The organism is Allokutzneria albata, from assembly GCF_900103775.1.
In the GTDB taxonomy this organism is placed as follows: domain Bacteria; phylum Actinomycetota; class Actinomycetes; order Mycobacteriales; family Pseudonocardiaceae; genus Allokutzneria; species Allokutzneria albata.
The window spans coordinates 7,990,442-8,004,350 of the sequence record NZ_LT629701.1 but is presented as its reverse complement, the minus strand read 5'-3'; the positions used below and the strand labels follow the sequence as shown (position 1 = coordinate 8,004,350).

Annotated in this window: 17 protein-coding genes; 5 read left to right on the top strand and 12 right to left on the bottom strand. The window is 70.2% G+C overall.

Annotated features, from left to right (window positions below; genetic code table 11):
• Positions 1-32: 32 nt before the first annotated feature.
• Positions 33-962 (bottom strand): nucleoside hydrolase, encoded by a 930-nt coding sequence (locus BLT28_RS36735; protein WP_030428577.1) that lies wholly within the window; start codon positions 960-962, stop codon positions 33-35.
• A 39-nt stretch (positions 963-1,001) separates the two neighbouring features.
• Positions 1,002-1,673, bottom strand: a complete 672-nt coding sequence (locus tag BLT28_RS36730) for an alpha/beta fold hydrolase (RefSeq protein ID WP_030428578.1) — start codon at positions 1,671-1,673, stop codon at positions 1,002-1,004.
• 82 nt (positions 1,674-1,755) lie between these two features.
• Between BLT28_RS36730 and BLT28_RS36725 the strand changes: the two genes are divergently transcribed.
• Complete coding sequence (locus tag BLT28_RS36725; RefSeq protein ID WP_030428579.1) at positions 1,756-2,715, top strand: helix-turn-helix transcriptional regulator; 960 nt, start codon at positions 1,756-1,758, stop codon at positions 2,713-2,715.
• A 20-nt stretch (positions 2,716-2,735) separates the two neighbouring features.
• Positions 2,736-3,179 (top strand): SRPBCC family protein, encoded by a 444-nt coding sequence (locus tag BLT28_RS36720; protein WP_030428580.1) that lies wholly within the window; start codon positions 2,736-2,738, stop codon positions 3,177-3,179.
• Here BLT28_RS36720 and BLT28_RS36715 read toward each other — a convergent pair.
• From BLT28_RS36715 to BLT28_RS36705, 3 genes are read right to left on the bottom strand one after another with little or no spacing between them, the layout of a single operon-like run.
• Positions 3,176-4,366 (bottom strand): GNAT family N-acetyltransferase, encoded by a 1,191-nt coding sequence (locus BLT28_RS36715; protein WP_052407103.1) that lies wholly within the window; start codon positions 4,364-4,366, stop codon positions 3,176-3,178. The genes BLT28_RS36720 and BLT28_RS36715 overlap by 4 nt on opposite strands.
• 4 nt (positions 4,367-4,370) lie before the next feature.
• Positions 4,371-5,048 (bottom strand): methyltransferase domain-containing protein, encoded by a 678-nt coding sequence (locus BLT28_RS36710; RefSeq protein ID WP_043810865.1) that lies wholly within the window; start codon positions 5,046-5,048, stop codon positions 4,371-4,373.
• A complete protein-coding gene (locus BLT28_RS36705) occupies positions 4,987-6,321 on the bottom strand; it encodes an MFS transporter (protein WP_231950541.1) in 1,335 nt (444 codons plus the stop codon). Before BLT28_RS36705 ends, BLT28_RS36710 begins: the two co-directional genes overlap by 62 nt.
• A gap of 70 nt (positions 6,322-6,391) precedes the next feature.
• Here BLT28_RS36705 and BLT28_RS36700 point away from each other — a divergent pair, with 70 nt between their 5' ends.
• A complete protein-coding gene (locus BLT28_RS36700) occupies positions 6,392-7,360 on the top strand; it encodes a GlxA family transcriptional regulator (RefSeq protein ID WP_030428584.1) in 969 nt (322 codons plus the stop codon).
• A 59-nt stretch (positions 7,361-7,419) separates the two neighbouring features.
• Positions 7,420-8,670, top strand: coding sequence for an alpha/beta fold hydrolase (locus BLT28_RS36695; RefSeq protein WP_052407104.1), 1,251 nt, complete (start codon positions 7,420-7,422; stop codon positions 8,668-8,670).
• Here the strand turns inward: BLT28_RS36695 and BLT28_RS36690 are convergent.
• Positions 8,667-9,161 (bottom strand): carboxymuconolactone decarboxylase family protein, encoded by a 495-nt coding sequence (locus BLT28_RS36690; protein ID WP_030428586.1) that lies wholly within the window; start codon positions 9,159-9,161, stop codon positions 8,667-8,669. The genes BLT28_RS36695 and BLT28_RS36690 overlap by 4 nt on opposite strands.
• Here BLT28_RS36690 and BLT28_RS36685 point away from each other — a divergent pair.
• A complete protein-coding gene (locus BLT28_RS36685) occupies positions 9,160-9,684 on the top strand; it encodes a MarR family winged helix-turn-helix transcriptional regulator (protein ID WP_030428587.1) in 525 nt (174 codons plus the stop codon). The genes BLT28_RS36690 and BLT28_RS36685 overlap by 2 nt on opposite strands.
• On the opposite strand, the gene BLT28_RS36680 is transcribed toward BLT28_RS36685, so the two are convergent.
• The 6 genes from BLT28_RS36680 to BLT28_RS36655 all read right to left on the bottom strand — a co-directional run bounded on the left by BLT28_RS36680 (position 9,681) and on the right by BLT28_RS36655 (position 13,883).
• Positions 9,681-10,589, bottom strand: a complete 909-nt coding sequence (locus tag BLT28_RS36680; protein WP_030428588.1) for a TIGR03619 family F420-dependent LLM class oxidoreductase — start codon at positions 10,587-10,589, stop codon at positions 9,681-9,683. The two genes, BLT28_RS36685 and BLT28_RS36680, sit on opposite strands and share 4 nt — an antisense overlap.
• An 18-nt stretch (positions 10,590-10,607) precedes the next feature.
• A complete protein-coding gene (locus BLT28_RS36675; RefSeq protein WP_030428589.1) occupies positions 10,608-11,039 on the bottom strand; it encodes a CBS domain-containing protein in 432 nt (143 codons plus the stop codon).
• A 107-nt stretch (positions 11,040-11,146) separates the two neighbouring features.
• A complete protein-coding gene (locus BLT28_RS36670) occupies positions 11,147-11,992 on the bottom strand; it encodes a neutral zinc metallopeptidase (protein ID WP_043810868.1) in 846 nt (281 codons plus the stop codon).
• A gap of 15 nt (positions 11,993-12,007) precedes the next feature.
• A complete protein-coding gene (locus tag BLT28_RS36665; RefSeq protein ID WP_030428591.1) occupies positions 12,008-12,580 on the bottom strand; it encodes a hypothetical protein in 573 nt (190 codons plus the stop codon).
• Positions 12,581-12,657: 77 nt separating this feature from the next.
• Complete coding sequence (locus BLT28_RS36660) at positions 12,658-13,245, bottom strand: maleylpyruvate isomerase family mycothiol-dependent enzyme (protein WP_162184819.1); 588 nt, start codon at positions 13,243-13,245, stop codon at positions 12,658-12,660.
• On the bottom strand, positions 13,242-13,883 hold the full coding sequence (locus BLT28_RS36655) for a pyridoxine/pyridoxamine 5'-phosphate oxidase (RefSeq protein WP_030428593.1): 642 nt from the start codon (positions 13,881-13,883) through the stop codon (positions 13,242-13,244). Before BLT28_RS36655 ends, BLT28_RS36660 begins: the two co-directional genes overlap by 4 nt.
• Positions 13,884-13,909 lie beyond the last annotated feature (26 nt).

Here is a 13,909-nt window from a genome sequence, read left to right as displayed (position 1 = left end):
TGTCGCCCCCGGGACGTGCCAACCACCCTCCGTTAAGGAGCGCTGACCAGCATGTCTTCGATGATCTTCGCGATGACCGGCTTCTCGCTCGCGAGCTTCAGGTACGCGTGGTCGCGGGTCGGCGGGCTGACCCACTCGTTCGCCCCGCCCGCGCCGACGCGGTTCGAGCCGCCGCGCACCTCGGTGAAGTGCTTCGCGCCGCGCACCGCGTAGTACATCGGCAGCACGTCCCACAGCTCACCGTCGGCGCCGGCACCGAAACCGATGCGGAAGGTCTCCGCCAGCGGGCTCGTTCCGGTGATCCGTTTGCCGAAGGACACCGAGAGCTCTCCACCGCTGAACACGACGGGCGTCGGCCAGTCGTGCACTACGCGCGCGGTCGCCGCCGGGTCGAGGGCGAAGTTGAACTCGGGTTCAGAGGCGCTACGCGGGTACTGGCCGCCCATCACGATCAGCCGGGAGACCTTTCTGCGCACCAGATCCGCATCAGCGTCCAACAGGGTGCGCAGGTTCGTCGTGGCTCCCAAGGAGACCACTACGACACTGCGGTCCCTTTGTGTGGCAAGCAGTTTGCGGTAGAGCGCAGTCGCTTCGAGAGCTGCATTGCCGCCTTGTAAGTCATGCGGGAACTTCTTCGCGAGCTGTGGCGCGTAGTTGTGCGCGAACTGCTCACAAGTGGAGTTGTCCGTCGGCTTGAGGGCGCCGATCGGGATGTTCGGGTGCTTGTAGTGCGTGTTGACCACATCCACCGCAGCTGCGCCCGCGTCGCCCCGCGTGTCGACCATGACACCGAGCAGCTTCGCCTCGCCCCTGCTGTGCATGAGGTTGGCCATCGCGAGCGCGGACACGTCGTCCACCGCGGCACAGATGTCCGTGTCGATGATCAGGGGCACCGGGGCGGGGTGGGTGGCCGGGACGACGAGCGTCGCGGCCACCGCCACCGCGCTGAGGATCGTGAGCACGCGCCGAGACTAATGCGGCGACCACGGCGGGCGCCGGGTTCAGAGGGCGTTCAGGACCGCCGCGAGCTCCTTGGGCGTCGTGATCATGGGCCAGTGACCTGTGTCGATGTCCACGCGCTTCCACACGGGCGCCACGAACTGCTGGAAGCGAGGCATGCCCGTCGCGACGAGTCCGCGGAAGTCGTCGCACGCGATCACGACGCGCTCGTAGGTCGGTTCCTTGTCGCTGATCCGCAACGGCTGCGCGTACGAGCCGTAGGGGTGACCGACCGCCTTGGTGCTCAGGACGTCGTAGGTGTCCTTGTCGATGCCCGCGTCCTGGCTCAGCGCCTCGAAGGACGGGAACGGGAAGCGACCGTCGACGTTCGGGATCGGCCCGCTGAAGTCCAGCATGGACTCACCGTTCTCGAACGGCGCCGAGTCGAGGTAGACCAGCTTCGCCAGCCGCTCACCCACCCGGTCGGCCACGCCCGTGATCACCATGCCCGCGTAGCTGTGCCCCACCAGGACCACGTCCTCGCGGTCGCCGATCACGCCGACCACGTCCGCAATGTGCGTCTCCAGGTCGATCGACGCCGCGTCACCGCCGCCATCCAGGCCGCTGAGCGTGACCGCGTGCACCTCGTGACCCTCGGCCCGCAGCAGGTCAGCGACCTCCGCGTAGGCCCAGCCGCCGATCCACGCACCGGGAACCAGAACGTAAGTGGTCATGTCGTTTCTCCTCGCTCGATGTCGTCGGGAGAACCGTAGAATCAAAACCGGACAGAACACGTCCGGATTAAGGTTGTGACCCGTGCCACATCCCACCACCCGGCTCCTGGCCATGCTGGAGCTGCTCCAGGCGCACCACCACCTGCTCGGCCGGGAGCTGGCCCAGCGGCTTGGCGTGGACGAGCGCACCGTGCGCCGCTATGCCACCAGACTGGCCGAGTTCGGCGTTCCGGTGGAGGCCGACCGCGGCCGCTACGGGGGCTACCGGCTGCGTCCCGGTTACAAGCTGCCGCCGCTGATGCTGAGCAACGACGAAGCTGTCGCGGTGACGCTAGGGCTCACCGCCAGCAAACGGATCGGTTTGGCGACAACGGAGCCCGCGGTCGACAGTGCTCTCGCGAAGATCCAACGTGTGCTTCCGCCCGCGCTGCGCGAACGCACGCAGGCAGTCCAAGAAGCACTGGGCTTCACACTGCTTCCCCGTGAGGGCAAAGCTCCGGACACGGACACGTTGTTGGTCATGGGCGAGGCTGTGCGCCGTAGGACGCGCGTGCACCTCCGATACCGGTCGTGGCATGACGAGGAGTCCGACCGCGAACTGGATCCTTACGGCGTGGTCTTCCACTCAGGGCGTTGGTACGTCACGGGTCACGACCACCGCCGCAGCGAACTACGCACGTTCAGGCTCGACCGCGTGCAGTCGGTTTCGTTGCAGGACAAGACGTTCGAGATGCCTGCGGACTTCAATGCGGTCGAGCACGTCACGCGGTCACTAGCAGGCGTGCTGTACATGTGGGAGGTCGAAGTCGTCGTAGAGGGCCCAGTCGACGCGGTGCGCAGACGCATCCCCCCTACGACAGGAACCGTGGCCGAAGAGCAGGGCGTGGTCATTCTGCGCACACGCGCGGAGAAGCTGGACGGCATGGCGCGAATGCTCGCGGGCCTGGAGTGGCCGTTCGTCATCCGCAAGCCCGTCGAGCTTCGTGCCGCGTTGCTCGGCTTCTCCCGCCACCTGGCCAAGCTCGCAGAGCGGACGCCTTAATACGGGTGCACGATGAGGCCATGCAGAACGCATCCGCTTGCATGATCGTCCGTGCTTCCGCGGAGGAGGCGTTCCGTGCCTTCGCCGACCCGGCCGTGACCACGCGGTTCTGGTACAGCAAGAGCAGCGGGGCGATGGTCCCGGGGGCAGAGCTGCGCTGGGAGTGGGAAACGTACGGCGCGTCCGTCGACGTCCACGTCAAGGAGGTCGAGGAAGGACGACTGATCCGGTTCGAATGGGGCAACTACGAACAGCCGACAACGGTGGAGCTGCGGTTCACTCCGCACGGGGAGAACGCCACCTTCGTCGAAGTCACGGAAACCGGCTTCTCCGGTTCCGACGAAGATCGCCTCCGCTGGGTCAACGACACCGTCGGCGGCTTCACCACGGCGCTGTGCGCGATGAAGGCCCTGCTTGAGCACGGCATCGAACTCAACGCGGTCCCCGACCACCACCCTGCTTAGAAGGCGTCCAGCAACCCCGGTCGCGGCCCAGCGAACGCTGCGTCCAGCAAGGCATCCGTGCGGCCGTCGCCGCCGTAGAGCAAGTCGTACCGACGCAGTGCCGCCGTGCTCGCTCCACCGCCGTAGAGCACCGCGAGCCCGCGACTGCCGATGACCACCTCGCCGCTACCGCCGGGCTCCAACGTCGCTGAGCCTCCCGCAACCATCAAACGGTGCGGTCCCGCGTTCCACGGGCACACCTCATCCACGATCTCCAGGTCGACGGTCGCACGCAGCTCTGGCCACCCACGAGCCGAGATCGCCGCTGGCGCGTCCACGAGGCGCAGCATCCACGCATCCGTCGATGCGCGCTCCAAGTGCACGGGCAGTCCCCACACGAGTTCGTCAGGTAGCGCCAGGCGTATCTCCGTCGTGGGCGCCACAGTCCCCCAACTGCCGAACTGCGCCAGCAGGGTCGTCAGGGCGCGCTCGGTCAGCGTGATCAGGTCCTTGACGATGAGCTTCGCACCGAGGCCGTAGCCGTCCGTGCGCTTCCAACTCGCGTAGCCCTCCGCGCCGTCAGGGCCCTCCACCAACGTCATGCGGTACTCGTCGAGCACTTCGGCGAGAGTCGCCTTGAAGAGCGGGCCACTGCGCTCCATGAGGCCGTTCCCGGCGCGCGCGTACGCACGGTAGACCTCCTCCACCACCGGGAAGTCCTCGACGGTCACAGGGCGCACGGTCACACCGGGTACGGCGCGTACCGACTGCAAGGCCGTCGTGACGACGCGTTCGTCCACGATCGCGCCGACCTGCTCCCAACCGAGCTTGCGGTAGAGACCAGGGACGCTCGGCATCAAGGTGCTGATCACCGCGCCTCGGTCCCGCGCGGCGCCGAGCATGTGCTTGAGCAGCTTCTGTGCGACCCCGGTTCCACGGAACTCGGGCGCGACCGCGACACCCGCGATGCCGCTGGTGGGTACGAGCCGCCCGCCGAACCACTGGCCCTGTTCGCGGTCCGCGGCATCCGCGACGAGCGTGCCGCGTTCGTCGAACACGCCCCACCAGTTCATGCCCGCATGGTCGGCGATCCGCGACAAGGTAGCCTCGACCTGCGACAACGGCTGGGTTCGACCGAACGCGACCCGGTTGAGCTCGTAGCGCGCGGACACGTCTTCGTCGGCAAGCGGCCGGATCGTCAGCTCCACGCGCTCATTCTTGTGCAGCGGCCCGCACTCCGACCACTAGAAAAGACGGCAGCACCGCGAGGAACCGGCCACGCGCTCCCCGGTCGGCCTGCTCGTCGAGCCAGTCGTCCGCGTCCGACGCGGCGATCTGCTTCAACAGCGGCGCGAGCGCGGCGTGGTCGCTGTGCACCGCCGTATGAACCTCCACGCGCACATCGGTGAAGCCGTTGTCCAGCAACAACTCCCGATACTTGAGGCCACCGTTCGGCGTGGACATCCGCTGGGCGTAGGTGTGCAGCAGCGCGCGGGTCCGCTCGGGGGCGTCAGAGGCCACGGCCCACATGTCGTAGTCCTGGCCGATCAGCGCGATCCTGCCCCACGGCACGAGCACCCGGCGAGCCTCCGCCAGCGCCCGCGACGGCTCGGCGAGCAGGTGGTACAGCCGCTGGGCACGATAACAGTCCACAGAGGACGACTCGACCGGCAGGTTCTCCGCGCTCCCGTTGCGGAAGTCGCACGAGGGGAACCACTCCTTCGCGAAGGACAGCGCATCCCCGGCGTCGACCCCGATGGCCCGCGCGCCCAGTGAGGTCAACTCGGCGACCGCGTGGCCCGTTCCGCACCCGACGTCGAGCACGACCTCACCCGGCTTGACCTCCAGGAGTTCGTGTGAGCGCTCCCTCAGCGCCCTCCCCTGCGGCATGCGCTCGGTCTGGTCCCAAAACGGCGGCTGCGTCACGGCGCCCACTATGCGCGATCAGCATCGACAGCGCGGCGGCGACCATGCTCAAACCCGCGGCGACATACCAAGCCACGGTGTACTCACCCAGCGAGTCGCGGACAAGTCCGGCCGCGGTCGCCGCGATCGCCGCACCGACCTGGTGCGAGGCGAAGACCCAACCGAAGACCACAGCGCCGTCTGCGCCGAAGTGCTCCCGGCACAGCGCAACGGTCGGCGGCACCGTGGCCACCCAGTCCAAGCCGTAGAAGATGATGAACACCAACATGCTCGGGTGCGCGGTGGCGTCGAACAAACTGGGCAGGATCGCCAATGACACACCACGCAGTCCGTAGTAGATCCCCAGCAGCACACGCGAGTCGATCCGGTCCGTCAGCCAACCGGAGAACACAGTGCCCGCGATGTCGAAGATGCCAACGAGCGCGAGCAGGCCCGCGGCGGCCGTGGTGGGCATGCCGTGGTCGTGCGCAGCAGGAATGAAGTGCGTCCCCACCAAGCCGTTCGTCGTCATGCCACAGATCGCGAAGCCACCCGCGAGGTACCAGAACGTCTTCGTGCGCGCGGCGGAGAACAACGCCTTGACGGCTCGTCGCGCCGCTCCTCCGACAGGCGCGGGCGGAGCCTCCACAGGACCCGAAGCACCGTAGGCGGTCAAACCGACCTCGCCGGGGTGATCGCGCAACAGCCACAACACGAGCGGAACCACCGCTAGCGCCGCAAGGGCCACCGTGAGCGACGCGAACCGCCAGGTGCCTTGTTCGACGATCAGCGCGAGCAGAGGAAGGAACACCAACTGGCCAGCAGCACCGCCCGCGGTGAGCACGCCGGTCACGACGCCACGGTGCTTGACGAACCACCGATTGGTCACCGTCGCCACGAAGGCCAACGCCATCGATCCCGTGCCAAGGCCGACGAAGACACCCCAAAACAGGATGAGCTGCCAGGACTGCGCCATGAAGACCGTCAGCCCACTGCCCGCCGCGACGAGCAGCAACGCCCAGGCGACTACCTGCCGGATGCCGAAGCGGTCCATCAGGGCGGCGGCGAACGGCGAGGTCAGGCCGTAGAGCAGCAGGTTGATCGAGACCGCGAGCGAGATGGTGCTCAGCGGCCAGCCGAACTCCTCGTGCAGCGGGTTGATCATCACGCCGGGGGTGGCCCGGAATCCGGCCGCGCCGACGAGCGCGATGAAGGTGACGGCGGCCACCAGCCAGGCCCGGTGCGGTCTGTGCGTCACAGGATCAGCCTCGACCAGCGGTTTCACCCGGACGAGTGGCCTGACGGCCAACCTGTGTCAGGATCGGGCCATGACCGGACCGCACCGCATCGCCGTGCTCGCGCTGGAGGGCTCGGTCGGCTTCGACCTCGGGGTGCCCGCACAGGTCTTCGGCGCCGCGCGGGACGAGGACGGCGAGCCGCTGTACGAGGTGCGCGTCTGCACCCCGGACGGTGGCCCGATCCGCTGTGCCGCCGGCTATCGGGTCCACCCCGAGCACGGCCCGGAGGCGCTGGACTGGGCGCAGACCGTGATCACCATCGGGATGCAGCAGGGCAGCCCGGTCAAGGACGGCGTGCTCGACCAGCACGTGATCGACGCCCTGCGGAAGGCGGCGCGGCACGCGCGGATGATGTCGATCTGCACCGGCGCCTTCGTGCTCGCCGCGGCGGGCCTGCTCGACGGCAGGCCCGCGACGACGCACTGGAGCTACGCGCGCCGGTTCCGGCGGCTGTTTCCGAGGGTCCTGCTCGATCCGGACGTGCTGTTCGTCGACGACGGCGACGTGCTGACCTCGGCGGGCGTCGGCGCGGGCCCCGACCTGTGCCTGCACGTCATCCGCCGCGACCACGGCAGCGGGGTGGCGAACCGGGCCGCCCGCCGCTGCGTGATCGCGCCCTGGCGGGACGGCGGGCAGTCGCAGTTCATCGAGCGCCCGCTGCCCGCGCCCACCGAGGCCAGCACGACGGCCACCCGGGAGTGGGCGCTGCACCGCCTCGGCGAGCCGCTGACCCTGCGCGAGCTGGCCGAACACGCCCGGATGAGCGTGCGCACCTTCACCAGGCGCTTCCGCGAGGAGACCGGGATGAGCCCCGGCCAGTGGCTGGTGCACCAGCGCGTCGAGCACGTCCGCAGGCTGCTGGAGGACACCGATCTGCCGGTGGACCAGATCGCGACTCGGGCGGGCTTCGGCACGGCGGCTTCGCTGCGGCAACACCTTCGTGCCAGGCTCGGGGTCGCGCCGAGCGCGTACCGCAGGACCTTCCGGTCGGCGGGCTGAGTGCAGGAACCCGGCGGCCGCCCCGCTCGTTCACCGGGGGCGGGGCCGAAGGGGGATGGATGTCCACTGTGGACACGGAATGGGACGCACGACGCGAGCGGAAGCGGGACCAGCGCAGTGAGCGGGTGATCGCGGAGTTCCGCCAGCGCCCGTCGGTGCGCAGGCTGAGCAGGCCGATGATCGAGGGCGGTTCCCGCCGGTTCGAGCTGACCTACGTCCGCGAGGGCAGCAGGGGCGCGACGCCGCTGCTCATCCTGCCCGGCGGCCCCGGCCTCGCCTCGGTGCTGCCCTACCACCGGCAGCGGACGCTGGCCGCCCGCCGCGAGTTCGACGTGATCATGGTGGAGCACCGCGGGATCGGCCTGTCCCGGCACGACGAGCACGGCCACGACCTGCCCTTCGGCGCGCTCACCGTGGACGCCGCGGCCGACGACCTGGCCGCCGTGCTCGACGACTGCGACATCGACCGCGCGGTGGTGTTCGGCAGCTCCTACGGCGCGTACCTGGCGCAGACCTTCGGGGCCAAGCACCCCGAACGGGTCGCCGGGATGGTCCTGGACTCCACCTACTCCACCGTTTCGGACTTCGCGGTCGCGCGGGACGAGGTGCGGCGGCTGCTCTGGCACGGCGACGACCCGGCCACCGCGTGCGTGGCCGCGAAGCTGCGCGAACTGGTGGACAGCGGCGTGATCCCGGTCGAGGAGACCGGCAGCGTGATCCCCGTCTTCTACGAGCTGGGCGGGCCCGCCCTGGTGGACCGGCTGCTCGACGCGGTGGCCGCGGGCCGGTGGGGGCCGTGGCGCTGGATGCACCGGGTGGCCGACGAGGAACTGGGCAAGCCGAGCCGGTACGTGCTGGAGCTGGACCTGGTCTCGGCGATGAACTACCGCGAGCTCTACGACCTCGAACCGGACGGCCTCCCACTGGACCAGGCCGTGGCCTTCGCCAAGCACGCCAAGGGTTTCCCCGCGTTCGAGGGCGAGCCGCGGTGCCTGCTCAGCGCCCTGGAGGACTTCAGCTGGCCCACCGCGGTGCTGACCGCCGAGCGCGACCTGCGGACCGTGCGCCCGGTGGCCGAGCGGACCGCGCGGCTGCTGCCGGACGGGGTGCTCGTGCCCTTCCGGGACATGCCGCACAGCGTGCTGGACAACCACCCCGTCGCCGCGCTGAACGCCGCCCGCGGTGTCGCGCTCGGCCGGCACCACCGGCTGCCCGCGATGGCCCCGAAACTGGCCTCGTTGCCCAGCAGGTCGGCGCGATCACTGCTGGGCCTCGGCCTGCGAACGTGGCTGACGGTGGCCCGGCCCTAGGCCCGCGTCAGCCGGTTCGCCAGAGTGGACATCGTGTACGTGCCGATGCCCAGCACCACCTCCAACGCGTTCTGCTTCGTGTAGCCGTGCGCCAGGAAAGCCGACAGCTCCTCGTCGTCGACGGCGCCCGCGGTCTCCAGCACCGCGAGGGTGAACCGCCGCACGGCTTCGAGCCGCTCCTCGGGTAACACGCGTTGCTCGCGCAGCGCCGCGACCAGCTCCGGGTGCTCGGCGAGCTTCGCCGCGTGCATCTCGATGCACACCTGGCAGCCGTTGCGCACGGCCACCGTCATGATCACCGTCTCGCGGGAGGTCATGTCGAGCGTGGTGCTCTCGAAGATCCCGCTCAGCCTGAGGAAGCCGTCCAGCAGGTGCGGCGATTCGGCGAGCCGGGCCACCGGCACGGGCACGAAGCCGAACTTCGCCTTGGTCGCCTCCATGGCCCGGCGCGAGGCCGCGGGGGCGGTGTCGATCGTGTGGTCGGTGAACATGCGGCCTCCGGGTAAACTCGACAACGTGGTTGACGAAAAGGTAAACCAGGTTGTCGAGTTGCGCAAGCCCCCCGGCTTCGAACTGCCGTTACTGCTGTTCGCCGGGTTCCGCGCGATCATCGACCGGCTGCACGCCGAGCTGGCCGAACAGGGTCATCCCGACGTGCGCCCGGCCCACGGCTTCGCGATGCAGGCGATCGGGATCACCGGAGCCTCCGCGAGCGAGCTGGGCAGGCGGCTCGGCGTCTCCAAACAGGCCGCGGGCAAGACGGTGGACCGCCTGGTCGCCCTGGGCTACGCCGAGCGCGTCGACGATGCCGGGGATGCCAGGCGCAAGCTCGTCCGGCTCACCCCGCGCGGCATCGACTCGCTCGCCCGCTCGGCCGCGATCTTCGACAAGCTGCGCGCGGAATGGGAGGAAGCCCTTGGCGCACAAAGGCTTCAGCAGGTCGAGTCGGCACTGCGCACCCTGGCCCCAGCCGAGGGGGTCCGGCTCGACGCGGCGAGCTGGTTCGGCGGCTAGGCAGGCGCCAGCTCGGTCAGCGCGGCCTCGGCGCGCCGCATCGACTCCTCGGGGTCGGCCTCCGGCGAACCGATCTCCGGATCGAAGTTGAGGTCGATGAACACCTCGGTCACGCCCTGTTCGGCGAGCACGGCGAGGTCCCGGCGGATCTCGGCGAACGACCCCGTCAGCGGACGCCGCCCGGCAGCGCCTTCCGGGCGCACCATGACCGGCCCGCGGCAGACGACGCGCAGGGCCGACGGGTCGCGCCCCGCCTCGGTCGCGGCCTCCCGGACGATCGCGATCGAGTCGCCGATGGTGCGCAGATCTGTGCTACTGCTGCTGATCCAGCCATCTGCGAGCCGCCCGGTGCGCCGCAGCGCCGCCTCGGCCTTCGCCCCGAGCAACACCGGCGGATGCGGCCGCTGGACCGGCTTCGGGTCCATCCTGGTGCGCGGAACGCGGTAGAACTCCCCTTCGTGCTCGACCTCTTCGTCCGTCCACAGTGCACGGAGGACGGCGATGAACTCCTCGGCCCTGCGCCCGCGACCGCGCTGATCGACCCCGGCCGCGGCGAACTCCTCGGCCGCCCAGCCGATGCCGAGCCCCACGTCGAGGCGGCCGTCCGACACGATGTCCAGTGTGGAGAGTTGCTTGGCCAGCACCACCGGCGAGCAGAACGGCAGGTTCAGCACGGCGACGCCGAGCCTGATCCGCTCGGTCAGCGCCGCGAGGTAGGACAGCGCGACGATCGGGTCCTGCACAGCCCGGTACGGCTCACCCCAGGACCCGTCCACCGGCGACAGCAGCCGTTGGAACGTCCACAGCGAGTGGTAGCCGAGCTCTTCCGCGCGCCGGGCCACGCGAGCGAGGTTCGGGCGGGTCGCCCAGGAACCGGACACCGGGGCCGCGAAACCAATCTCCACGGGGCCACGGTAGCCAGCTCACCCCTGGGCGATGTAGGCCTGGAGCTGTTCACCGTGCTCCTCCAGCTGCGAGATCCGGCTCTTCACCACGTCACCGATGCTCACGATGCCGACGAGCGCGCCGTCGCTGAGCACCGGGACGTGCCGGATGCGGCGTTCGGTCATCTGCACGGTGAGGGTGTCGACGGTCTCCTCCGGTCCGCAGGTGAACACCTTGCTCGTCATGATCGCCGAGACCGGCCCGGCCAGCACGTCCGCGCCGCGCTCGTTCAGCCGCCGCACGACATCGCGTTCGGAGACGATCCCGGCGAGCCCGCCCTCGGCGTCGACGACGACCAGCGCGCCGACGTTGTGCTCGGCCAGTGCCGCGAGCAGCGCGGTCACCGGACTCTGCTGTTCGATGGTCGCCACGGCCGACCCCTTGCCGCGCAACACGTCCGCGATCCTCACGGGTGTCTCCGTTCCTCGTCGGAGCGGTGCCTACCCTCTGGCACGCTAGCGACTCGGCCCGGCACCGCGATAGCCCGAATTTCCGGGTTCACCCAGTTCGCCCGTGTTCAGGCCACCTGTGCGGAGGGGGCGCTGTAGGTGTTGCAGGCGGCGGTCGTGCGCTTGCGGAACCCGTCCGTTCCCCACCGCACCTGGTTGGGGATCTTGCCGTGGGTGTCGTCGGCGACGGTGTCGTTGAAGGAGCGCACGGCGGCGTCGGCGAGCTGCCTGGTCACCGTGCCCCGCCCGGCCGCGGCGGCGATGAACAGGCCGGAGAAGCAGTTGGCCTGCAGCTCCTGGCGGCGGATCAGCTCGAGGCCCGCCGGGGTCTTCTCGCCCGCCCTGCGCACCGCCATGCCGTTGGCCACCGCGATCCCGCTGAGCAGCTGCACGTGGTGGCCGTACTCGTGCCCGAGCAGGTTCAGGTGGCCGGGCCGGTGCGACTCCACGGCGTCGAGCACGGTCGCCCTCGGCACGTAGATCGTCCGGTCCGCGCCGCAGTAGAACGCGGTCGCCTCGTCACCGGAGGGCGCAGGGCCGCAGCCGGTCACCGGCTTGTCCTCGATGTTCAGCTCCGGCGAGCTGAACGGCAGGTTGGCCTGTTCGAGCGCGGGCCGCCAGGCGTCGTCCATGCAAGTGATCATGGCCTTGTAGTAGCTCCGCAGCTGCTCGGCCGCCCTGCCGAACTTCGGGAGCCCGCAGGTGATCTCGCGCAGCCCGATTCCGGTCCCCAGCAACGGGTTGTCCCCCGTCTTGAGGGCGGGCCGCACCACCGGGCGCTCGGAGGTGGCTGCCACCGGCGGGGGCGCCTCGACCGCGACCCCGCGCACCTTCCCGGCGTCCGGCCCGAGCACCAGCACCGCGGCGAACACCGCGGCCGCCGCCAGCCCCGCGACCGCATCGCGCACCCTCATCGGGCCAGCATAGGTTTACCGGGTGCCGCCCTGGGTGGGTCGATCAGCGATCTCGTCGTTGAGCCTGCGGAACCGGCGGTAGTCGCCGGGGCTGACGAACATCGGCGGGATGCGCAGCAGGAACCACGCCAGCACGAGGTCGGCCTGCCCGTAGGTGGTCCACTCCCCGCCGAAGCGGGTGAACAGCAGCATCCGCCAGCGGACCCGCTCCCGGAACAGGTCGACCTCGGCCTCGGTGAAACCCCAGTACCGGAGGTTGTCCTCGATCCGCTCCTTGACCTCCTCGTAGTCGCGGTCCAGGAACGGTTCGAGCAGGTGCCCCCACACGTCGGGCCGGTGCACGAGCGTCACCCCGGCCGCCCACAGCCGCTCGGCCAGCTCCTCGCTCTGCTCCGCGGCGAGGAAGACCGTGCGGCCGTCCCGTAACCGCAGCTCCGGCGGAGTCGCGAACGGGTCGGCATCGCGGATGTCCGGCCAGGCGACGAAGTCGCCGACGTAGCTCGCCTCGGCGCAGCCCGCCTTCCAGCGCAGCCGCATGCCGTCCGGCTCGAAGCACACGGGACCGGAGACGGGGAGATAGGCGAACACGAAGGCCAGTATTACCACTTACAGGCAGGGCCAAGCGTGATTTCGGCCCACGGCGACCCGCTCGGCACCCATCCGGCTCACGGCCATGGTCCAAGATCCACCGGACACGGCGCCCGACCGGCGAGTTGCGCGGCACGCTCCTGGGCCGTGCCGACCAACCCGGCGCCCTCGGGAAGACGAGAACCCAGGAACTCCTCGAGGTGCGCGCACAGTTCGTCCGGCCAGTCCGAGGTGCGGTACCCGAGATCGAGGTCGGCGGTGTGCACCTCCAGCTCCCGCCAGTAGGCCAGCACCGTTCCGGCCAGGTCGCCCTGCCGGTAGCTGACCGGCCGCCGCCAGTCCGCCTCGCCCGCAGTGCCCCACACCCGCTCCAGCTCCGTCGTGGCCGCTGAGAGCCCGCGCAGGGCCTCTTCGGCGGGCCGGGCGGCCCCGGCCTCGATCGCGGCCGCGCGTCCGGCGGCTCCGCCGTCGTAGACCTCGATCGTGCGGCCGGCCAACGCGTACTCGGCCTGCCGGGTGAACGCCGCGGCCAGGTTCGCCACGTGCACCACCACGTGCAGCCGGGACCAGCCGGGCAGCGCCGACGGCGCCGCGAGATCCGCTCCGTCCACAAGGGACAGGAGCCTGCGATGCCCCTTGCCGATCTCGGCCAGTCGTCGGGTCACGGCCACAGCAGCTCCTTCGTCCATCCGTCCTCGCCGAGCCGGTAGCTCAGCCTGATGTGCCGCCGGTCGGGATCTCCTTGCCAGAACTCGACTTCGTCGGCGTGCAGCGTGTAGAGGGTCCAGTCCGGCGACACCAGCCCCGGATCGGCGTCGATCCGCGCTCGGGCCTGCTCCACGGCGGGACCGACCTCCCCCGGGTCCGTCAGCCGCTGCCCCTGCCTGCCGGCGAGTGCGACCGCACGGGCGCTCGGGCTCCTGCCGAGGAAGTCGGCCGCGCTGACGTCGGCTCCCGCCGCGCTCACCGCGCCGCGCACGCGCACCTGCCTGCCCAGCGCCGACCAGTAGAAGGTCAGCGCCGCCCGGGGATTCGCGGCCAGCTCCCGGCCCTTCCGACCGGCCCGCGTCGAGGCGAACTGCCAGCCGTCCCCCTTGAGGTCCTTGAGGATCAGCACCCGCGCCGACGGCCGACCACGTCCGTCCACAGTGGACAGGGTGACGGCGTGCGGCTCCCGCACACCGGCCTCGACCGCCTCCGCCAGCCAGGCGGCGAACAGCGGCGAGGGAGCGGGGGGCGCGGTCGCGGGAGCGAAGGACGGCAGCGGTCCGGCGAGGGACGGCAGCCCGCGAAGCGGAAGCACGGCATCTCCCTAATGGGTTTCGGAGA